Origin of the sequence: Citrobacter sp. RHBSTW-00570 (genome assembly GCF_013739755.1) — a bacterium.
Lineage (GTDB): Bacteria > Pseudomonadota > Gammaproteobacteria > Enterobacterales > Enterobacteriaceae > Citrobacter > Citrobacter braakii.
Genome location: NZ_CP056399.1, coordinates 1,422,165 through 1,443,602 on the forward strand (window position 1 = coordinate 1,422,165; position 21,438 = coordinate 1,443,602).

Here is a 21,438-nt window from a genome sequence, read left to right on the forward strand (position 1 = left end):
TTAAGAAGTGAAGTCGTCATTAATGAGCGGCATTTTGCTTAAACTTGCGTCAGTTGGCAACTTATTCAGAAACCAGACCGCATTTGATGATAAGAGAAGGTCGTGATTTTATTTCGACGCAAACGGTTTCGTCGGCGCGGTAGATTCTTTATAATGACGCCCGTTTCCCCCACTTGGGCACACCGAAAGCTTAGAAGACGAGAGACTTATGATGGAAATTCTGCGTGGTTCACCTGCACTGTCTGCATTCCGTATTAACAAACTGCTGGCACGTTTTCAGGCTGCCAACCTCCAGGTCCACAATATTTACGCCGAGTACGTCCATTTTGCCGATCTGAATGCACCGTTGAATGAGGATGAGCACGCCCAGCTTGTACGCCTGCTGAAATATGGTCCTGCTCTTCACAGCCATGCCCCTGAAGGCAAACTGCTGCTGGTTACGCCTCGCCCTGGCACCATCTCCCCGTGGTCTTCTAAAGCGACTGATATTGCCCACAACTGCGGCCTGCAACAGATTAGCCGTCTGGAACGTGGCATTGCCTGGTATGTAGAAGCCTCTACGCTGACCGCTGAGCAGTGGCAGATGGTTGCCGACGAACTGCACGACCGCATGATGGAAACGGTTTTCTCTGCGCTGAACGATGCCGAAAAACTGTTTGTCCATCACCAGCCTGCGCCGGTCTCCAGTGTTGATCTGCTGGGTGAGGGACGCCAGGCGCTGATCGACGCTAACCTGCGTCTCGGTCTGGCGCTGGCGGAAGACGAAATCGACTATCTGCAGGATGCGTTTACCAAACTGGGACGCAACCCGAACGACATTGAACTGTACATGTTTGCGCAGGCTAACTCCGAGCACTGCCGCCACAAAATTTTTAACGCCGACTGGGTTATCGACGGTAAACAGCAGCCCAAGTCGCTGTTCAAGATGATTAAAAACACTTTCGAAACCACGCCGGACCACGTGCTGTCTGCTTATAAAGACAACGCCGCGGTAATGGAAGGTTCTGAAGTGGGCCGCTACTTTGCCGACCACAAAACCGGCCGCTACGATTTCCATCAGGAGCCAGCCCACATTCTGATGAAGGTTGAAACCCACAACCACCCGACGGCTATCTCTCCGTGGCCGGGCGCGGCTACCGGCTCCGGCGGCGAAATCCGCGACGAAGGTGCAACCGGTCGCGGTGCAAAACCGAAAGCCGGGCTGGTGGGCTTCTCCGTTTCCAACCTGCGTATTCCTGGCTTTGAACAGCCGTGGGAAGAAGACTTTGGTAAGCCGGACCGTATTGTTACTGCGCTCGATATCATGACCGAAGGTCCGTTGGGCGGCGCGGCGTTTAACAACGAATTCGGTCGTCCGGCGCTGACCGGCTACTTCCGCACCTACGAAGAAAAGGTCAACAGCCACAACGGCGAAGAGCTACGCGGTTACCATAAACCGATCATGCTGGCGGGGGGGATCGGTAACATCCGTGCCGATCACGTGCAAAAAGGTGAGATCGTCGTTGGCGCCAAGCTGATCGTCCTCGGCGGTCCGGCGATGAACATCGGGCTTGGCGGCGGGGCGGCCTCCTCTATGGCTTCCGGCCAGTCTGATGCCGATCTTGATTTCGCTTCGGTACAGCGCGACAACCCGGAAATGGAACGTCGTTGCCAGGAAGTTATCGACCGCTGCTGGCAGATGGGCGATGCGAACCCGATCCTGTTTATCCATGACGTTGGCGCAGGCGGTCTGTCTAACGCCATGCCGGAGTTGGTAAGCGATGGCGGTCGCGGCGGTAAGTTCCAGCTGCGCGATATTCTTAGCGACGAGCCGGGTATGAGCCCGCTGGAAATCTGGTGTAACGAATCCCAGGAGCGCTATGTGCTGGCGGTTGCCGCTGACCAGCTACCGCTGTTTGACGAACTGTGTAAGCGCGAGCGCGCGCCGTATGCGGTGATCGGTGAGGCCACCGAAGAACAGCATCTCACACTGAGCGACAGCCACTTCGATAACCAGCCGATCGACATGCCGCTGGATGTGCTGCTGGGTAAAACCCCGAAAATGACCCGCGATGTGCAGACGCTGAAAGCCAAAGGCGACGCCCTGAATCGTGGCGAAATCTCGATTGCAGATGCGGTTAACCGCGTGCTGCATCTGCCGACTGTCGCTGAGAAAACGTTCCTCGTGACGATCGGCGACCGTACCGTTACCGGCATGGTGGCGCGTGACCAGATGGTTGGTCCGTGGCAGATCCCGGTAGCCAACTGCGCGGTCACCACCGCAAGCCTGGATAGCTACTACGGTGAAGCGATGTCTATCGGTGAGCGTGCGCCCGTTGCGCTACTGGATTTCTCGGCCTCTGCGCGTCTGGCGGTAGGTGAAGCGCTGACTAACATTGCGGCAACGCAGATTGGCGATATCAAACGCATTAAACTGTCGGCTAACTGGATGGCGGCTGCGGGTCACCCCGGTGAAGATGCCGGGCTGTACGAAGCGGTAAAAGCCGTTGGGGAAGAATTATGTCCGGCGCTTGGCCTGACTATTCCGGTGGGCAAAGACTCTATGTCGATGAAAACCCGCTGGCAGGAAGGTAATGAGCAGCGTGAAATGACTTCGCCGCTGTCGCTGGTGATCACCGCCTTTGCCCGCGTGGAAGACGTGCGCCACACGATAACCCCACAGCTCTCTACTGAAGACAACGCCCTGCTGCTGATTGACCTCGGTCTTGGTCACAACGCGCTGGGCGCGACGGCGCTGGCACAGGTTTATCGTCAACTGGGCGACAAGCCTGCCGACGTGCGTAACGTTGAGCAACTGAAAGGCTTCTACGACGCCATTCAGGCGCTGGTCGCGCAGCGTAAGCTGCTGGCCTACCATGACCGTTCCGACGGCGGACTGCTGGTTACGCTGGCGGAAATGGCCTTCACCGGTCACTGCGGTATTGACGCTGATATCCACTCGCTGGGTGACGATCGTCTGGCGGCGCTGTTTAATGAAGAGCTGGGCGCAGTGATCCAGGTTCGCGCTGCTGACCGTGAAGCGGTTGAGGTGTTGCTGGCACAACATGGCCTGGCAGATTGCGTGCACTATCTCGGCCAGGCGGTAACGGGTGACCGTTTCACCCTGAGCGCCAACGGTCAGCCGGTGTTCAGCGAAAGCCGCACCACGCTGCGCATGTGGTGGGCGGAAACCACCTGGCAGATGCAGCGTCTGCGCGACAACCCGGAGTGTGCCGATCAGGAACACGACGCGAAAACCAACGATGCCGATCCTGGCCTCAACGTTAAACTGTCGTTTGATATCAACGAAGATGTTGCCGCCCCGTACATCGCTACCGGCGCGCGTCCAAAAGTGGCCGTGCTGCGCGAGCAGGGCGTGAACTCCCACGTCGAAATGGCGGCTGCCTTCCACCGTGCGGGCTTTGACGCCATCGATGTGCATATGAGCGACCTGCTGGGCGGACGCATCGGTCTGGGTAACTTCCAGGCGCTGGTAGCCTGTGGCGGTTTCTCTTACGGCGATGTGCTCGGCGCAGGGGAAGGCTGGGCGAAGTCGATTCTGTTCAACAACCGCGTCCGTGATGAGTTCGAAACCTTCTTCCATCGCCCGCAAACGCTGGCGCTCGGGGTGTGTAACGGTTGCCAGATGATGTCTAACCTGCGTGAACTGATCCCGGGAAGCGAGCTGTGGCCACGCTTTGTGCGTAACCACTCCGATCGTTTTGAAGCCCGCTTCAGCCTGGTCGAAGTGACGCAAAGCCCGTCTTTACTGCTTGCTGATATGGTTGGTTCGATGATGCCGATTGCCGTTTCTCACGGTGAAGGCCGTGTGGAAGTGCGTGACCGCGCGCATCTGGCCGCGCTGGAGAGTAAGGGACTGGTGGCGCTGCGCTACGTTGATAACTTCGGTAAGGTGACCGAGACCTACCCGGCTAACCCGAACGGTTCGCCGAACGGAATTACTGCCGTTACTACTGAAAATGGTCGCGTCACCATTATGATGCCGCACCCGGAACGTGTATTCCGTACCGTGAGCAACTCCTGGCACCCGGAAAACTGGGGCGAGGACAGCCCGTGGATGCGTATCTTCCGCAACGCGCGTAAACAGCTCGGGTAATCAGCTCGATAACCCTTAAGCCCCTCCGCGTGAGGGGCTTTTTTTGTCTGTCATTTTGTATGCCGGATAAGGGAATTATGCGGCTATCCGACAATGCGTTTAAGTGTCGGGAAATCCCGACATAGGCGGGGTGATGCTGTCGTCAAAAAGAGACACTTAATTATATGATTTACAATGAATTTGTTTTTAAGTGCTGCAAGTGTTGCTGATTGGAGACAGTAAGGGTGAAAAATAGCCAAAATCATTTTTCATATGAATAAGAACATTTTCTATATTTATCATTGTGTTAATAAAGTGTTTTGAATATTGGCACAGATGCTGCATAATATAACCCAGTGGCTCATTCACCTTCTTATGTCAGCCCCTTCGGGACGTGCTACATAAACTTCGAATGACGCACAACAAGGTGCCTGCCGTCCAACATCTGATATTAGCATCGCTCATATCAACCTTCGGGCGAAACGTCGAGTTAGGCACCGCCTTATTCCACAACAAAGCCGGGTTAATCCCGGCTTTGTTGTATCTGACGTTCCCCTCAGTTAGCATCAACCTATTCCTGTCCATTGAGAGTAACGCCTTGAAGCGCTGGTCTGTTTTCCCCCGATCTTTACGTCAATTGGTTACGTTGGCATTTTTGCTTATCCTGCTGCCGTTGTTAGTTTTGGCCTGGCAGGCGTGGCAAAGTCTGAATGCCCTGAGCGCGCAGGCGGCGCTGACGAACCAAACCACGCTGATTGACGCCAGACGCAGCGAAGCGATGACCAATGCCGCGCTGGAGATGGAGCGTAGCTACCGGCAATACTGTGTGCTTGATGACCCGACGCTGGCTAAGGTTTACCAGAGCCAACGTAAACGCTACAGCGACATGCTGGATGCGCATGCGGGCGTGTTGCCGGATACCAAGCTTTATCAGGCACTGCGTCAGGACCTCAACGATCTCGCGCAGTTACAGTGCACCAACAGTGGTCCTGATAGCGTGGCGGCGGCGCGGCTGGACGCTTTCGCCAGTGCCAATACTGAAATGGTACAAGCGACGCGTACGGTCGTCTTTTCTCGCGGGCAGCAGCTACAGCAGGAAATAGCCGAACGTGGGCAGTTCTTTGGCTGGCAGGCGCTGGTGCTGTTTCTTGTCAGCCTGGCGATGGTGTTGCTGTTTACCCGCATGATAATCGGTCCGGTGAAGGGCATAGAAAAAATGATCAATCGTCTGGGGGAAGGGCGCTCGCTGGGCGATAGCGTATTATTTACGGGACCCCGGGAGCTGCGGTCCGTGGGCCAGCGCATTATCTGGCTGAGCGAACGTCTCTCCTGGCTGGAGTCACAACGACATCAGTTTTTACGCCATCTGTCTCATGAGCTGAAAACGCCTCTGGCGAGTATGCGCGAAGGTACCGAGCTGTTAGCCGATCAGGTCGTTGGGCCGTTAACGCCAGAGCAAAAAGAGGTGGTCGGTATTCTCGATGACAGTAGCCGCAACCTGCAAAAACTGATTGAGCAACTGCTCGATTACAACCGCAAGCTGGCGGATGACGAGGTTGAGCTTGAACGTGTGGAAATCGCGCCGTTGGTGGAAAGCGTTGTTTCTGCACATAGCCTGCCGGCTCGCGCCAAAATGATACATACTGATGTTGCGCTTGCGGTGAACGCCTGCCTGGCAGAACCGATGCTATTGATGAGCGTGCTGGACAATCTTTATTCCAATGCGGTGCACTATGGCGCTGAATCCGGTAACATTTGGATCCGCAGCAGTTTGCATGGCTCAATGGTATACATTGATGTAATGAATACCGGCACACCGATTCCAGAAGCAGAACAGACCATGATCTTCGAGCCTTTTTTCCAGGGTAGCCATCAGCGAAAAGGGGCGGTAAAAGGAAGCGGGTTGGGGCTGAGCATTGCCAGAGATTGCATCCGCCGTATGCGGGGCAAACTGTATCTGGTTGATGAGCATGCGCAAAACGTTTGTTTTCGCATAGAACTGCCGCTATCTGCAGCGAAAAATCACTAAAATAAACCTAAGTCTGGTGAGTATGCCATACGTTGTTGTCCGAATGCTTAAACGACATTTTTTCCGTCGCGTCATCCTCGCAAGCCTGCCGTGTCTGGCGCTGGTAGGCTGCGTCCCGAACGCGGTGAATCATATTATCGGCGACCCCTTGCAGGAGAAAATTCCGCCTCATCAACTGGCGGACTACCTTGCTACCGACTGTAGCGATATCTGGTCGCTGTCTGGTCAGCCCACAGAGACCAATCCGCTGTACTGGCTGCGGGCGATGGATTGCGCCAATCGCCTGATGCCGGTACAGGCGCGTAGTGAAGCCAGCACGATGATGCCTGATACCTGGCAGGGGGCTTTCAGGCGCGGGATCCTGCTTGATAACGCCAACATTACGCCGCCTGAAAGGCGGGAGACGGTTACGCGCCTCGACGCATTAAGCCCGCAAATTCCGCCACAGGTACGCCCGCTGTATCAGGTCTGGCGCAGCAGTCAGACGTTGCAGTTGCAACTGGCCGAAGAGCGTATGCGCTACAGCAAGCTTCAGCAGGCGTCAGACAGCGATCTTGATACGTTACGTCAGCAGCAACAACACTTGCAGTCTCAGCTCGATCTCACGACCCGCAAGCTGGAGAATCTAACCGATATTGAACGCCAGCTTTCCACGCGCAAACCTGCCGGTAGTTACAACCCTGATGCGCCGCACGGGAACGATAAACTCACCCCACCTGATAACGAGGAAGGCGCAGCGCCGTCTGCCGATGAGGTCACGCCATGATAAGCCGTAAGCCCGCGCATCTGCTGCTGGTGGATGACGATCCCGGCCTGTTGAAATTACTTGGAATGCGCCTGACCAGCGAAGGCTACAGCGTCGTAACCGCAGAAAGCGGGCAGGAAGGGCTACGAGTGCTGAACCGTGAAAAAGTGGATCTGGTTATTAGCGATCTGCGCATGGATGAAATGGACGGCATGCAGCTGTTTACTGAAATCCAGAAAGTGCAGCCGGGAATGCCGGTTATTATCCTTACCGCTCACGGTTCCATCCCCGACGCCGTTGCGGCGACCCAGCAAGGGGTGTTCAGCTTTCTCACTAAGCCGGTCGATAAAGACGCGTTATACCATGCGATCGACGGGGCGTTGGAACAGTCTGCGCCTGCCGCTGATGACAGCTGGCGTGAGTCCATCGTCACCCGCAGCCCACTGATGCTGCGCCTGCTGGAACAGGCGCGCATGGTGGCGCAATCGGACGTAAGCGTATTGATCAACGGCCAAAGCGGAACCGGGAAAGAAGTTTTTGCCCAGGCCATTCACAACGCCAGCCCGCGCAGCCTCAAGCCTTTTATTGCCATTAACTGTGGCGCATTGCCGGAACAATTGCTGGAGTCTGAGCTGTTTGGTCATGCGCGCGGCGCCTTTACCGGCGCGGTGAGCAATCGTGAAGGGCTGTTTCAGGCCGCGGAAGGCGGGACGCTGTTTCTCGATGAGATTGGCGATATGCCCGCGCCGTTGCAGGTTAAATTGCTACGTGTATTGCAGGAGCGAAAAGTCAGGCCGCTGGGTAGTAACCGCGATATCGATATTGATGTGCGGATCGTTTCCGCGACCCACCGTGATTTACCCAAAGCGATGGCTCGGGGGGAATTTCGCGAAGATTTGTACTATCGCCTCAACGTGGTGAGCCTGAAGATCCCGGCGCTGGCCGAGCGTACGGAAGATATTCCGCTGCTGGCAAACCATCTGCTGCGCCAGTCTGCTGAACGACACAAACCGTTCGTGCGCGCCTTTTCGACCGATGCCATGAAACGGTTAATGACCGCCAGTTGGCCTGGTAACGTGCGTCAGTTGGTTAACGTGATTGAGCAGTGCGTGGCGTTGACCTCTTCGCCGGTGATCAGCGACGCGCTGGTGGAGCAGGCGCTGGAAGGGGAGAACACCGCGCTGCCGACCTTTGTTGAAGCGCGTAACCAGTTTGAACTCAACTACTTGCGTAAGCTGTTGCAAATCACCAAGGGCAATGTGACCCATGCGGCGCGAATGGCGGGGCGCAACCGCACCGAATTCTACAAGTTGCTCTCTCGCCATGAGCTGGATGCAAACGATTTCAAAGAATAAATCTGCGGATTATGTTAGTTTTATTCGATCAAAAGACAGGCGACCTTTTCAAGGAATAGCATGAAAAAGATTGATGCGATTATTAAACCCTTCAAGCTGGACGACGTCCGCGAAGCGCTGGCTGAAGTCGGCATTACCGGTATGACTGTAACAGAAGTGAAAGGGTTTGGCCGTCAGAAAGGCCATACTGAGCTGTACCGTGGTGCGGAATATATGGTGGATTTTCTGCCGAAGGTAAAAATTGAAATTGTGGTCACCGACGACATCGTCGATACCTGCGTCGACACCATTATTCGTACTGCCCAGACCGGTAAAATCGGTGACGGTAAGATTTTTGTCTTCGACGTGGCACGCGTGATTCGTATTCGCACCGGTGAAGAAGACGACGCGGCAATCTAAGCCGCGCCGTGCTTGCCGGATGGCGGTGTAAACACCTTATCAGGCCTACAATATCCCGTAGACCTGATAAGCGCAGCGCCATCCGGCATGAGTAATTACAAGACTTTATGCGGGCCGAAGCATTCGTAATGAATGTTCTCGTTTTTCACGCCCAGGCCGACCAACTGCTTCGCGGCAAACTGCATAAAGCCAACCGGACCGCACAGATAAAACTGCATCGCCGGATCGCTGATTGCGCCTTCCAGTTTGTTCAAATCCATCAGACCAATACTATCAAACGCACCTTTCGCGCGATCGGCTTCGGTTGGCTCACGATACCAGGTGTGTGCGCTAAAGCGTGGCAGCGTTTTGCCCAGTTCATTCACTTCATCGGCAAAGGCATGTACATCGCCATTTTCTGCCGCGTGGAACCAGTTAACCTGCGCCGTATGATTCGCTTTTGCCAGCGTATCCAGCATCGCCAGCATCGGGGTTTGACCCACGCCTGCTGAAATCAGAGACACTGGGGTATCGGTCGCAACGTCCATAAAGAAATCGCCCGCAGGTGCAGCTAAGTGAACGACGTCGCCCACATTCGCATGGTTGTGCAGCCAGGTGGAAACCTGACCACCGTCTTCACGCTTCACAGCAATACGGTAGCCTTTGCCATCGGGTTTACGGGTCAGTGAGTACTGACGAATTTCCTGATGCGGGAAACCTTCCGGCTTCAGCCAGACGCCCAGGTATTGCCCCGGATGATATTCAGCCACTGCGCCACCGTCGACAGGTTCAAATTCAAAGCTGGTGATAAGCGCACTGCGTGGGGTTTTTGCCACGATGCGGAAAGGACGGGTACCTTCCCAGCCGCCATTTTTATTGGCATTTTCACTGTAGATCTGCGCTTCACGGTTGATGAAAACGTTCGCCAGCACGCCGTATGCTTTGCCCCATGCATCCAGAACTTCCTGGCCTGGGCTGAACATTTCGTCCAGCGTTGCCAGCAAATGGCCACCTACGATGTTGTACTGCTCCGGTTTAATCTGGAAGCTGGTATGCTTCTGCGCGATTTTCTCAACGGCAGGCAACAGCGCCGCCAGGTTCTCGATATTGCTGGCATACGCGGCAATAGCGTTAAACAGCGCTTCCCGCTGATCGCCATTACGCTGGTTACTCATGTTGAAGATTTCTTTCAACTCTGGGTTATGCGTAAACATGCGATCGTAGAAATGGGCGGTCAGCTTCGGGCCTGTTTCAACCAGCAGGGGAATGGTGGCTTTCACTGTAGCGATGGTTTGTGCGTCAAGCATACGGTCTTCCTTTATCTGAAATTTTAATGATGTATGTCAAATGCATCTTATAAAAAATACCCCTGCATTGTAAATGGTTCTTTGTAACTTTGCGTTGTAAAGGTTACATCGTGAAAAATCTGCATCACAAACCTGAAAAGAAATCCGTTGAAATTCAGCAGACCTTTGTTCTCCAAAGCCTTGCGCGCCGTGAAGGTAATCGTTTGCGTAAAATCCTTTGTCAAGACCTGTTATCGAAGAATGATTCGGTTATACTGTTCGCCGTCGTCCAACGGGACTGCCTTTTTAGGCCGAAATTCTATTGTTAGCTGAGTCAGGAGATGCGGATGTTAAAGCGTGAAATGAACATTGCCGATTATGATGCCGAACTGTGGCAGGCTATGGAGCAGGAAAAAGTACGTCAGGAAGAGCACATCGAACTGATCGCCTCCGAAAACTACACCAGCCCGCGTGTTATGCAGGCGCAGGGTTCTCAGCTGACCAACAAATACGCTGAAGGTTATCCGGGCAAGCGCTACTACGGCGGTTGTGAGTACGTTGATATCGTTGAGCAATTGGCTATCGATCGTGCAAAAGAGCTGTTTGGCGCTGACTACGCTAACGTACAGCCGCACTCCGGCTCTCAGGCTAACTTCGCTGTTTACACCGCTCTGTTGCAACCGGGTGATACCGTTCTGGGTATGAACCTGGCGCAAGGCGGCCACCTGACTCACGGTTCCCCGGTTAACTTCTCTGGCAAGCTGTACAACATCATTCCTTACGGTATTGATGAGTCCGGTAAAATTGACTACGAAGATATGGCTAAGCAGGCCAAAGAGCACAAGCCGAAGATGATCATCGGCGGCTTCTCTGCTTACTCCGGCGTTGTTGATTGGGCAAAAATGCGTGAAATCGCCGACAGCATTGGCGCATACCTGTTCGTTGACATGGCGCACGTTGCGGGCCTGATCGCCGCAGGCGTTTACCCGAACCCGGTTCCACACGCACACGTAGTGACCACCACCACCCACAAAACCCTGGCGGGTCCGCGCGGCGGCCTGATCCTGGCGAAAGGCGGTGACGAAGAGTTGTACAAAAAACTGAACTCCGCGGTGTTCCCAAGCGCACAGGGCGGCCCGCTGATGCACGTGATCGCGGCGAAAGCCGTGGCGCTGAAAGAAGCGATGGAGCCTGAGTTTAAGGTTTACCAGCAGCAGGTTGCTAAAAACGCTAAAGCGATGGTGGAAGTGTTCCTGAACCGTGGCTACAAAGTGGTTTCTGGCGGTACTGAAAACCACCTGTTCCTGCTGGATCTGGTTGATAAAAACCTGACCGGTAAAGAAGCTGACGCCGCACTGGGCCGCGCTAACATCACTGTTAACAAAAACAGCGTGCCGAACGATCCGAAGAGCCCGTTTGTGACTTCCGGTATCCGTATCGGTTCTCCGGCTGTAACTCGCCGTGGCTTTAAAGAAGCGGAAGTGAAAGAGCTGGCTGGCTGGATGTGTGACGTTCTGGACAACATCAATGACGAAGCCGTTATCGAGCGCGTCAAAGGTAAAGTTCTGGATATCTGCGCACGCTTCCCGGTTTACGCGTAATTCTGCTTAACGCAAAACGAAAGGCCGCTGATGCGGCCTTTTTTAATGCCTGATAGCGCTGCGATTATCAGGCTGCTATCACAACGACTTCAGCGGCACGCTTTCATTGCACAGTGCTTCCTCGCTTACTACTCGTCCTGAATGAATTAACTTACGCAGTGCGCGCACTTCGCGTCCGTTGTTGAGCGCTACTGCGCCAATTAGCTTCCCATCACGCAGGTGGAACCAGATAGCCTTGCCGTCATCCGGATTGCCACGACATAACCATGTTTGCCCTTGCATATCGCCAACAAATTGCAGATTGTCATTAAATTGGTCGGTCCAGAACCAGCCTGGCGTCTTCTCCGGCAACGGCAGGTTGAGCATTGCGGCAGCGGCAATCTGTGCCTGGTTATTGGCATTTTCCCAGCTTTCTACTCGTTCTAACGAACCGTCGGGCTGGCGCGTTATCGCCACATCACCGGCGGCAAAAATCGCGGGATCGGAGGTGATGCAGGCGGAGTCAACGATAATACCGTTAGCCGTCTCCAGCCCCGCTTCGCGAGCCAGCGCATCATTCGCCACGATGCCGATGCCATAAACCAGCGCATCGGCCTGTAGCGTCTCGCCGTTTTGCAGGGTAAGCGAGAGAAACTCTCCCGCTTCAGCGTGCTCAATGGCGCTGTTGAGCAGCACCCGCACCCCTGCCTGTCGGTGGCGATTTAGCAGATAGTCGCGCACCGGAGCTGGGGCGTTGCGACCCATTACCGTTGAGGCCAGCTCCACTAACGTTACCCGACAGCCGCGTTGGATCGCGCTGGCCGCTAATTCCAGGCCAATGGTGCCCGCACCGACAATCACAATCGACTTGCCCGGCAGCAAGGTACCGCGCAGACGCTCGGCATCTGTGGCGTGACGCAGGGTAAAGCAACGTTCGCCCAGTTTATCCAGTAGCGGCAGCGGTCTGGCGGCGGCCCCAGTCGCCAACAGCAACTGCGACCAGCGGTAGGACTGACCATCGGCGAGCATCAGCGTGCGCGAGGTGCGGTCAATCTGACGCAGCGTGACGCCAAGATGCAGCTGTACGTTGTTCTCCCGCCACCAGTCAGCGTTCAGGATCGGCTGTCGCTGTGGATTTTCGTCCAGCTGCATCGCTTTGGAGAGCGGAGGGCGTTCATAGGGCAGATACAGCTCATCAGAAAATAGATGCAATTCGCCGTTAAATCCTTGCTGACGCAGTGCGACGGCGGCCATTGCCGCAGCCTGACCACCGCCGACGATAGCGATAATTTTATGGCTCATAACGCCTCCTCAGAGATCCAGTCCGGCGGCAACGTGACGAATACCGCGAATGCCCAAACCGGCATCGGCATTGATCATCACGCCACTCAATGTGCGATTGTTGCGCTTTGACGCCAGCATCACATACGGGCCGGTAAAATCCGCTGGCTCAGGAAAAAACTGCAACGGCAAAATGGCGGCGATTTTTTCCGGCGTCAGCGACTGCATAATCGACGTATCGCCCTGGCCCAGCGCCTGTGGGCCGCGCAGATCGGTCGCCATGCCGCACGGACCGACGCCGTTGACGCGCACCTTTGGCGCCAGCTCGTAGGCTAACTGGCGAATCAACCCGGTGGCGGCATGTTTAGAGGCGGTATACAACGGACCGCCGCCGCCGGGATACCACGCCGCGTTGGAAAGGGTAAAGATGATGTTGCCTTCGCTGGCGATAAGCGCAGGGGCGCAGGCTTTTGCGCCCAGCAGATAGCCCAGCACGTTGACGTTAAACAGCTCATGAAAGCCGCTCTCCAGCGCGTCCGCTGGCGTATTGACCAGCGAGGCGTTGTGATCCCATATCCCGGCGTTGCCGATCAAACAGTCCAGGGTGCCGTAGCGCGCCAGAATTTGATCCACCGCGCGCTGATAGTCGGCGTAGCAGGTGACGTTGCCTTCTACTGCCAGCACATGTTCGCCAAAATGTTGGCGCAGGCTGGCGACTTTGGCTGGCGAAAGTTCCAGCGTGGCGACCCGCGCGCCTTCCTCAATGAAACGCTCGACCAGCGCCAGGCCAAGACCGGAGCCGCCGCCGGTGATAAAGACCACGTTATCGCGTAAATCGCTCATCTCGCGTCCTCTGGAATATCAACGAACACATCACTACCTTCCACGTACACCGCGTAGGTGGTCAGCGGATCGGTGGCAGGTAAACACAACGCCTTACCGGTTTTCAGGCAGAAACTGGCGGCATGTAGCGGGCATTCCACCGTCGCATCGTCTTCCAGATAACCTTCCGACATCGAGGCATTACCGTGGCTACAGCGATCGTTAATGGCATAAAACTCGCCGCCAACGTTGAACAGCGCGATGACGGGCGAGGTGTCGAGCCGGAGCGCTTCACCCTCCGGCAAATCCCCTACGGGGCAGGCATAAATACGACTCATCAGAACAATACACTCAGGTTATGGGAGGTGATCACCGCTTGATCCAGCACGATCTCACGCTCCAGTAAGCGCCACTCATCGCCCGGTAAACGGCGCACTTTGTCCATGCGCATGCCGACGTAAAAGGTTTCATCGCGCTCTTTTTGCGCGCGATACAGCAGATAGTTAAGGCGCACGGCGAATACATCCGGCACTTCGGTTTCACTGACCTGGCAGTTGCTGATCAGGTGTCGGGTACGCGACGGCGGCTCCTCTGCCCAGGCCATTCCGGTTTCCAGTCGCGCAATACGGCGTTCAAGCTGATCTTTATTGTCGTTAAAAATCCAGGTGGTTGGCGGCTGCACGCCTTTGCGACGATCGCGCGTCTGGGCATTGACCGTTGTGCGCATGGTATAGCGAATGTCGTCATCCAGCTGTGCCAGCCAGTCGCGAAACTGCCAGTCATCCAGCAGGCTGGCTTCATGGTAGAGAAACTGCGTAATGCGGTGATGCAGTTCCAGGGAAACTAAAGCACTCATTTCATCACCTCCTGCTGGTAAGCGGCGGTTTTTTCCTGCACTTCCTGCCAGCTTTCGCTGCTGAGTAAATCAGCCCAGCGCTGATACATGCCGCGGGCGGCGGTTTCTGAGAAGATGTAGTTGGTGATCCCCGGAATGCCGTCTTCACGACGTTTCTCCTGACCTAACCCCATTTCCAGGCACAGTTTGCTATTACGCGCCCGATGACCCTTCAGCAGTTTTTGAATTTCACACCAGTTTTCCGAGTCGTCCTGTTCAAGGAATCCGGCGGGGCCAAAAGCGCGCGTAGCGCTGTTTTCAAATGCGGCTTTCACTTCATCAGAGGCGGCTTTATCGGTAATACAGAACGCCCACACTTCAACCTGATCAGGACCGCGCGGATGCCAGACGCGCAACGTAGCGGTACCATTGAGCCAGGAAAGCGTTGGAAAAATGTTGTTGTGACCGGCCAGACGCAGGGCACGAACCTTACCCAGACGCTGTTCAGCTTCAGCGTAGGTGTCGCGGTAGTAGCTGGAGACTTCGCCGTCGACCCACACGTTGGCATCCGGCTTTTCGGTAAAGAAGAAGCCGCTGCCGTGCCCGTCCTGGCCGAACTGTAGTGCATCTTTGGCGGTTTCCCACACCGGGCGAGCGGTTTGTCCGTCACCGAGGCGTTTATCGCTACCGTCGTCTTTTGCCCCCAACACCTGCACAGCGGAGGCATGACTGAACAATGCGTGATACTGATCGCTGGCAAACTGTTCGGCGGGGAATTTCCAGTTACAGTCGATGGTCCACTTCTGTACGCCGCCGACGATTTCTGTGCCGCCTTCGCGGCGGTCAAGCACACCGTCGAGATACCACGCGATGTCGCCGAGATAATCGCGTAGCGTGGGCGCGGTGGTGTCCCAGTTGCCGAAAATCAGCCCTTTATAGCTCTCTACGCCAGGAACTTCGTTCAGTCCCCAGTGCGATTTGCATAGCCCTTGCGGGTAAGCGCGAGGCTCCAGCGGGACGTCGATCAGCTCGCCATTGATACCGTACGACCAGCCGTGATACGGGCAGGTAAAGGCGCGAGTGTTCCCGCAGTCGGCGTAGCTGACGCGCATCGCCCGGTGGCGGCACTGGTTGAGAAACGCTTTGATGCTGCCGTCTTTCTGGCGAACCACCACGACCGCATCCTCGCCCATGTAGGTGTTAAAAAAATCACCGGCTTTGGGGATTTGGCTTTCGTGGGCGAGAAATAGCCAGCAGCGCCCGAAGATGCGCTCCAGCTCCAGTTGGTAAATTTCTGGGTCAGTATAAATCCGTGGGGTTACACGACCGTTTTGTGTGTCGATCAGTTGGTAGATGTCTAAATTTGAGGGTGTGGTCATATTTTTTAATCCTGAAAGATAAGATGTATTGACCTTCTATTTTTGTGCCATAAGGATGTTGCTGGTTAGTTATCAATCTGTGAAATAGTAAATTTCTACCAGTTGAGACATTTTTTCGATAACAAGGAGAAGGGCATGGAACTGAGGCACTTACGCTATTTTGTGGCGGTGGCGCAGGCGCTGAATTTCACCCGGGCGGCAGAAAAGCTGCATACCTCTCAGCCGTCGTTAAGCAGCCAGATCCGCGATCTGGAAACCTGCGTGGGCGTTCCGTTACTGGTGCGGGACAAGCGAAAAGTTGCGCTGACGGCGGCGGGGGAGTGCTTTTTACAGGATGCGCTGGCGATCCTTGAGCAGGCGGAAAATGCCAAAGTTCGCGCCCGTAAAACGGGGCAGGAAGATAATCATTTCGCTATTGGTTTTGTCCCTTCCGCTGAGGTGAATTTGCTCCCGAAGGTGCTGCCCTTATTTCGTTTAAAACAACCGGATACACACATTGAGCTGGTAAGCCTGATAACCACCGAACAGGAAGAAAGGATCCTCAACGGAGAACTGGATGTGGGCTTAATGCGTCACCCGGTGTACAGCCCGGAGCTGGATTATCTGGAGCTGATTCATGAGCCGCTGGTCGTGGTGTTACCGGTGAATCATCCGTTAGCCAATGAGCAAGCGATCTCCGCAGAACAGTTACACGGCGTAAATTTTGTCAGTACCGATCCCGCTTATTCCGGGGCGCTAGCGATGATTGTCAAAAACTGGTTTCAGCAGCAGGAAAGCCAGCCCAATATTGTGCAGGTAGCGACCAATATTCTGGTGACCATGAATCTGGTCGGCATGGGACTGGGGGTGACTTTGATACCCGGTTATATGAATAATTTTAATACCGGGCAGGTGGTTTTTCGGCCTATTGTTGGCGATGTTCCGACCATTGCCCTGCTGATGGCGTGGAAAAAAGGGCCAATCAAACCGGCATTGACCGATTTTATTGCCACTGTGCATGAACGTTTAGCCGTGAGCCTGGCGGAGTAATGACTACAGCTCGCTAAGCTGTGATTCGACATAAAGATAGCCAATTCCCATGAGTTGCTGAGGGCGATTAAGCTGACCGAAGCTTATCTGAGTTGCTCTGGCACGCGGGTTATCGCCGTGATCGAACGGATTAAACCCGGTTTGCTGTACCAGCGTATTGAGCCAGCTATCGCCAAATGCACAGCTACGACCATACAACCATATTTGATTAATGTTCAGTATATTCAAAAAATTATAAAGACTCAGGCCGATGGCGCTGGCGGCATGTTCGGCCCAGGCCTGAATGCGAACATCTCCGTGTTGCCAGGCAGTAATAAGTTGGTCGGTGGTGAGCGTTTCCGGGTCGTAAAGGGATGTCGGCTGCGATTTCATCCACACGCGGGCCTGCTTTTTCAACGCGCTCAATGACGCCACTGTTTCCAGACAGCCATAACGGCCACAGTCACAGGCGATCCCATCGGGATGAATGATGGTATGTCCAATCTGACCGCTGCCATACAGACTCCCGCGCCAGATGTTATCGTTAATCACAAACGATGAGCCAATACCGTAATCAACGTTAATCACGCAAAAATCACCGTTAGCCGCCGGGTTTTGCCATTTTTCCGCCAGCGCCAGCATCACGCAGTCATTATCCAGCCGGACCTGTACGCCGAGCATCTCCTCCAGCAGATATTTTATTTCCACCGGTGTTTTCCACGGCGCCTGAGGCATGGTTTTTGATGCGCCGGTTATCGGATCAACCTGACCGTGAACGCCAAGCGCCAGATTAATCGTGACCTCGGGAAATTGTCGACGGTATTCCCGCCAGTGCGCCGCCAATGCTGTCAGCAGCGCTTTTGGCGATTCGGGGTTGATGATTTCATGCTGCCAGTCGCCGACGGCAACCAGCCGAGCATCCGCCAGTTGACTGGTGATGCTGGTGGGGGTGACGTTGATACACAGCGTCCAGGCACCTTTTTCTGGCAAATGGTAGCTGCCACTGCTCAAACCGCGCTGGCTTAAAGTTTCTCGCGAATGGCTGATTCTTCCTTCATCCATCAGTTCTTCGAGGATATTGCTAACCGCCGGGATCGACAGGCTGGTGAGCTGCGCCAGCTGTGACTTGCTGAGCTGCTTTTCTCGCCACAGATGTGACAAAAAAATCTGTTTATTCGCCTGACGTACCCTGGCGTTGTTGAACCCCGAACGCTGCATTCACTTAACTCCCTTAACTATATTGCGTGAGCATTGTGCATTTTAACGCCACTTAACTGCCGCAGAATAGCATCAAGTTGAATTTTTACTTTTGTTTATTAAGTGGAGCGCGGCATGTACGGTTCAGTAAAAGTTTGGCAGGAAACGATCACCCTCCCCACGTGGACAGCGGGTGAAGAAGACGCCAACCCAATGTTTCTGGAAAAGCGAGTTTATCAGGGGTCTTCAGGAGCGGTTTATCCCTATGGCGTGATTGATACGCTGACCGGCAAACGTGAAATGCGCGACTATCAGGCGGTATGGATGGAGAATGACTTCATTCGCATCATGCTGCTGCCGGAGTTAGGCGGACGCATTCATCGAGCGTATGACAAAGTGCAGCAGCGCGACTTCGTCTACTACAACGAAGTGGTAAAACCTGCGCTGGTCGGTCTGCTTGGGCCGTGGATCTCTGGCGGCATTGAGTTTAACTGGCCGCAACATCATCGCCCGACCACCTTTATGCCGGTGGATTTTACGCAACAGCAGGGTGAGCAGGGCGAATACACCGTCTGGATGGGCGAAGTAGAGCCCATGCGTGGTTTACAGGTCATGACCGGATTCACGCTGTATCCGGATCGCGCGTTGATCGAGATAACCGGGAAGGTTTTTAACGGTAACGCTACCCCGCGGCACTTCTTATGGTGGGCGAATCCGGCGGTGAAGGGCGGCGACGATCACCAAAGCGTGTTTCCACCGGATGTGACGGCGGTATTCGACCACGGTAAGCGCGATGTCTCTGCGTTTCCCATCGCCACCGGCACATACTACAAAGTGGACTATTCGGCTGGCGTGGATATCTCGCGCTACAAAAACGTACCAGTGCCGACCTCCTATATGGCTGAAAAATCTGATTATGATTTTGTTGGTGCCTGGCATCACGGCGAGCGCGGTGGGTTGCTGCATGTGGCCGATCACCACGTTTCGCCAGGGAAAAAACAGTGGACTTGGGGTTATGGCGACTTTGGCGTTGCCTGGGATCGTAATCTCACTGATGACAACGGTCCGTATATCGAACTTATGACCGGGGTCTTTACCGATAACCAGCCGGATTTCACCTGGCTTGCGCCGTACGAAGAGAAAATCTTCGTGCAAAACTTCCTGCCTTACAGCGAACTGGGTATGGTGCAAAACGCCAGCACGCAGTTGGCGCTTCGTCTGGTGCGTGAGAGTCGCCAGCTTTCTGTGGGCATTTATGCGATTGCGCCGTTACGCGATGTTCAGGTTACGCTTGCCGCACACGGGCAGCCATTCTATGAAAATACACTCACTCTGGAGCCGGGACAGAGCTGGCTGACTGATGTGTCAGACAATGGCCATACCCGGGTGACAATGACCGTCACTAACGCCGATGGCGCTACGCTTTTGCAGTACGAAGAGCACATCGCGCAAGAGTTACCGCTGCCTTCGGCGGCCGTCGCGCCAGCACAGCCAGAAGCACTCTCTAATACCGATGAACTCTATTTTATTGGTCAGCATCTGGAGCAGTACAACCATGCCAGCCGCTATGCTGAAGATTATTATCGCCGCGCGCTGGATGTTGATCCGCTGGATTACCGCAATAATGTGGCCCTGGGGACGCTGGCGCTAAACCGCGCAGACTGGGCGCTGGCGGCGCATTGTGCGGGTAAGGCGCTGGAACGGGCGCATAAGCTCAATAAAAATCCGCGTGATGGCGAGGCGAGCATGCTGCTGGCCGCCGCACAGGAACGTCAGGGCGACAATGACAGCGCTTGGGATAATTATTATAAGGCCAGTTGGAGCGGCAACTGTCGGGATGCGGCTTTCTGGTCGTTAGCGCGTCTGGCGATGAAGCGTCAGGACTACGTTGGCGCGTTGGAAAAAGTCGAGCAGAGCCTGCGCTTTAACGGCAGTAATAACCTGGCGATGGGACTGAAAGCGCTGGCGCTGGCAAAACTTGATCGCATTCCGCAAGCCCTGGACTACATTCGCCAACAGCTGGTTGATTATCCTCTGAGCTACACCCTGCACTATGCGCGCTGGGCCATATGTCAGGACGAGGCGACGGCGCAAGCGCTGATCTCGATTACCGGGCGGCGCGGTACCAACGCGTGTGAACTGGCAGGCTGGTTGATCTCATTGGGGCAAAAGGATGCTGCCCGTGGCGTGCTGGAACTGCTCGACAGCCAGGAAACGCTGCCTATGCTGTGGCGCGCCTCGCTAAGTGACAACCCACAACCCTTCATCGAACGTGCCCGCGAATGCCTGCAAAACCGCGTTCGTTTCCCCAATACGCTGGATGAAGTGCAGATGCTGCAAACCCTCGAACAGAGCGCTTTTGCCCGCTATTTACTTGGCTGTTTCTGGTACAGCAAACGGCGTTATGCCGAAGCGGTATCCTGCTGGCAGTTTACCCTTGCGCAGGAAGCGGATTTCGCTCCTGTACACCGCTTACTGGGGATCTATGCCTGGAACAAACTGCATGATGCGCAGCGGGCGATGCAGTATCTGTCGCAGGCCGTGGCACTGGAGCCGCAAAATGCCCGTTTCCTGTTTGAACTCGACTATCTCAAGAAGCTGATGGCGCAACCGGCTGAGCTGCGCCTGCAGCGACTGGAAGCCAGCAAAGAGATTGTCTTCCATCGTGACGATCTGACGGTGGAACTGCTCAGTCTGTGGAATGGATTAGGGCGTTACGACGATGCCGCAGCAGTATTACGTGAGCGCGTGTTCCATCCGTGGGAAGGTGGTGAAGGCAAAGCCACCGGGCAATATCTGCTGAATCAGATGCATCGTGCGCTGGCTGCCATTCAGTCCGGCGACCCGCAAACCGCCATCGCGCAGTTGCAACAGGCGTTGCACTACCCGCAAAACCTCGGGGAGGGGCGTTTACCCGGACAAACGGATAACGACATCTGGTATTTACTGGGACATTGCGCGCAGCAGCAGGGGTGTTTTGATGAATCCCAGCGTTACTTCTCCCGTGCGACGCGCGGCGGTAGCACACTGGATGCCGGCCGTTACTACAACGACCAGCCTGTGGATTATCTCTTCTGGCAGGGTATGGCGCAGAGAAAACTTGGCGATGATGCTCAGGCGAACGCTCTGTTTAATAGCTTCCTGCAATGGGTTGAATCGCATCGCGACAATGTCCCGGATGTCGATTTCTTTGCCGTATCGCTACCCGATCTGGTGGTGCTGGATACCTCAGCACAAGCAAAACACCAGCAACACTGCCTGTTTATCAGTGTGCTCGGGCATCTGGGGTTGGGAAATAGTGCTGCTTGCCAGCGCGATCTTGACGCACTCCTGCAGCTCAATCCGGCGCATGACAAGGCATTACTGCTGCGTCACGCCATTAACGTAAGGCTTTTCCAGTAACACCCGAAATGGGTGGGGGCAACCTCACCCGAAACCTACTGTCCCCTGCGTTTCCCTGAAAGAGGA

At 55.0% G+C, this 21,438-nt stretch carries 15 protein-coding genes; 8 read left to right on the forward strand and 7 right to left on the reverse strand.

The genetic code is table 11. The features are described from left to right. Positions 1 to 208 precede the first annotated feature (208 nt). From purL to glnB, 5 genes are all read left to right on the forward strand, one after another. Positions 209 to 4,096, forward strand: a complete 3,888-nt coding sequence (gene purL / locus HV237_RS06735; protein WP_046275234.1) for a phosphoribosylformylglycinamidine synthase — start codon at positions 209 to 211, stop codon at positions 4,094 to 4,096. Between the two features lie 577 nt (positions 4,097 to 4,673). Continuing rightward, entirely contained in the window at positions 4,674 to 6,104 is a 1,431-nt protein-coding gene (qseE, locus tag HV237_RS06740) for a two component system sensor histidine kinase QseE/GlrK (RefSeq protein WP_049282310.1), read from the forward strand. Positions 6,105 to 6,126: 22 nt separating this feature from the next. Then, positions 6,127 to 6,870: a two-component system QseEF-associated lipoprotein QseG gene (qseG, locus tag HV237_RS06745; protein ID WP_047358256.1), complete on the forward strand. Its 744-nt coding sequence runs from the start codon at positions 6,127 to 6,129 to the stop codon at positions 6,868 to 6,870. Next, entirely contained in the window at positions 6,870 to 8,204 is a 1,335-nt protein-coding gene (glrR, locus tag HV237_RS06750; RefSeq protein WP_029139623.1) for a two-component system response regulator GlrR, read from the forward strand. Before qseG ends, glrR begins: the two co-directional genes overlap by 1 nt. Positions 8,205 to 8,264: 60 nt before the next feature. Continuing rightward, complete coding sequence (gene glnB / locus HV237_RS06755; protein WP_002914032.1) at positions 8,265 to 8,603, forward strand: nitrogen regulatory protein P-II; 339 nt, start codon at positions 8,265 to 8,267, stop codon at positions 8,601 to 8,603. Between the two features lie 95 nt (positions 8,604 to 8,698). Here the strand turns inward: glnB and hmpA are convergent, their stop codons facing one another. Then, on the reverse strand, positions 8,699 to 9,889 hold the full coding sequence (gene hmpA, locus HV237_RS06760; protein ID WP_047358255.1) for an NO-inducible flavohemoprotein: 1,191 nt from the start codon (positions 9,887 to 9,889) through the stop codon (positions 8,699 to 8,701). 326 nt (positions 9,890 to 10,215) lie between these two features. Between hmpA and glyA the strand changes: the two genes are divergently transcribed. Further along, positions 10,216 to 11,469, forward strand: a complete 1,254-nt coding sequence (glyA, locus tag HV237_RS06765) for a serine hydroxymethyltransferase (protein ID WP_003835277.1) — start codon at positions 10,216 to 10,218, stop codon at positions 11,467 to 11,469. A gap of 78 nt (positions 11,470 to 11,547) precedes the next feature. On the opposite strand, the gene hcaD is transcribed toward glyA, so the two are convergent. The 5 genes from hcaD to hcaE are packed head-to-tail and all read right to left on the reverse strand — an operon-like array spanning position 11,548 to position 15,765. Beyond that, the gene (gene hcaD, locus HV237_RS06770; protein ID WP_047358254.1) at positions 11,548 to 12,750 is read right to left on the reverse strand and encodes a phenylpropionate dioxygenase ferredoxin reductase subunit; all 1,203 of its coding nucleotides are present in this window, start codon (positions 12,748 to 12,750) and stop codon (positions 11,548 to 11,550) included. A 9-nt stretch (positions 12,751 to 12,759) separates the two neighbouring features. Next, the gene (hcaB, locus tag HV237_RS06775; RefSeq protein WP_047358253.1) at positions 12,760 to 13,572 is read right to left on the reverse strand and encodes a 3-phenylpropionate-dihydrodiol/cinnamic acid-dihydrodiol dehydrogenase; all 813 of its coding nucleotides are present in this window, start codon (positions 13,570 to 13,572) and stop codon (positions 12,760 to 12,762) included. Continuing rightward, on the reverse strand, positions 13,569 to 13,889 hold the full coding sequence (hcaC, locus tag HV237_RS06780; RefSeq protein WP_016154025.1) for a 3-phenylpropionate/cinnamic acid dioxygenase ferredoxin subunit: 321 nt from the start codon (positions 13,887 to 13,889) through the stop codon (positions 13,569 to 13,571). The genes hcaB and hcaC overlap by 4 nt, the downstream gene beginning before the upstream one ends. Beyond that, complete coding sequence (gene hcaF, locus HV237_RS06785; RefSeq protein ID WP_016154024.1) at positions 13,889 to 14,407, reverse strand: 3-phenylpropionate/cinnamic acid dioxygenase subunit beta; 519 nt, start codon at positions 14,405 to 14,407, stop codon at positions 13,889 to 13,891. Before hcaF ends, hcaC begins: the two co-directional genes overlap by 1 nt. Next, positions 14,404 to 15,765, reverse strand: a complete 1,362-nt coding sequence (gene hcaE / locus HV237_RS06790) for a 3-phenylpropionate/cinnamic acid dioxygenase subunit alpha (protein ID WP_047358252.1) — start codon at positions 15,763 to 15,765, stop codon at positions 14,404 to 14,406. Before hcaE ends, hcaF begins: the two co-directional genes overlap by 4 nt. Before the next feature lie 135 nt (positions 15,766 to 15,900). Between hcaE and hcaR the strand changes: the two genes are divergently transcribed. Then, positions 15,901 to 16,794 carry a DNA-binding transcriptional regulator HcaR gene (gene hcaR / locus HV237_RS06795; RefSeq protein ID WP_046275228.1) on the forward strand — a complete coding sequence of 298 codons (894 nt, stop codon included), beginning with the start codon at positions 15,901 to 15,903 and terminating at the stop codon, positions 16,792 to 16,794. A 3-nt stretch (positions 16,795 to 16,797) separates the two neighbouring features. Here the strand turns inward: hcaR and HV237_RS06800 are convergent, their stop codons facing one another. Next, positions 16,798 to 17,991, reverse strand: coding sequence for an ROK family transcriptional regulator (locus HV237_RS06800; protein ID WP_047358251.1), 1,194 nt, complete (start codon positions 17,989 to 17,991; stop codon positions 16,798 to 16,800). Positions 17,992 to 18,105: 114 nt separating this feature from the next. On the opposite strand from HV237_RS06800, the gene HV237_RS06805 reads away from it, so the two are divergent. Beyond that, positions 18,106 to 21,372 (forward strand): DUF5107 domain-containing protein, encoded by a 3,267-nt coding sequence (locus tag HV237_RS06805; protein ID WP_047358250.1) that lies wholly within the window; start codon positions 18,106 to 18,108, stop codon positions 21,370 to 21,372. Positions 21,373 to 21,438 lie beyond the last annotated feature (66 nt).

Coding starts and splice junctions, on each gene's coding strand:
- purL (WP_046275234.1), top strand. CDS start 209: ATGATGGAAATTCTGCGTGGTTCACCTGCACTGTCTGCATTCCGTATT.
- hcaF (WP_016154024.1), bottom strand. CDS start 14,407: ATGAGTGCTTTAGTTTCCCTGGAACTGCATCACCGCATTACGCAGTTT.
- glyA (WP_003835277.1), top strand. CDS start 10,216: ATGTTAAAGCGTGAAATGAACATTGCCGATTATGATGCCGAACTGTGG.
- hmpA (WP_047358255.1), bottom strand. CDS start 9,889: ATGCTTGACGCACAAACCATCGCTACAGTGAAAGCCACCATTCCCCTG.
- hcaE (WP_047358252.1), bottom strand. CDS start 15,765: ATGACCACACCCTCAAATTTAGACATCTACCAACTGATCGACACACAA.
- glnB (WP_002914032.1), top strand. CDS start 8,265: ATGAAAAAGATTGATGCGATTATTAAACCCTTCAAGCTGGACGACGTC.
- hcaR (WP_046275228.1), top strand. CDS start 15,901: ATGGAACTGAGGCACTTACGCTATTTTGTGGCGGTGGCGCAGGCGCTG.
- qseG (WP_047358256.1), top strand. CDS start 6,127: ATGCCATACGTTGTTGTCCGAATGCTTAAACGACATTTTTTCCGTCGC.
- hcaB (WP_047358253.1), bottom strand. CDS start 13,572: ATGAGCGATTTACGCGATAACGTGGTCTTTATCACCGGCGGCGGCTCC.
- hcaC (WP_016154025.1), bottom strand. CDS start 13,889: ATGAGTCGTATTTATGCCTGCCCCGTAGGGGATTTGCCGGAGGGTGAA.
- HV237_RS06805 (WP_047358250.1), top strand. CDS start 18,106: ATGTACGGTTCAGTAAAAGTTTGGCAGGAAACGATCACCCTCCCCACG.
- HV237_RS06800 (WP_047358251.1), bottom strand. CDS start 17,991: ATGCAGCGTTCGGGGTTCAACAACGCCAGGGTACGTCAGGCGAATAAA.
- hcaD (WP_047358254.1), bottom strand. CDS start 12,750: ATGAGCCATAAAATTATCGCTATCGTCGGCGGTGGTCAGGCTGCGGCA.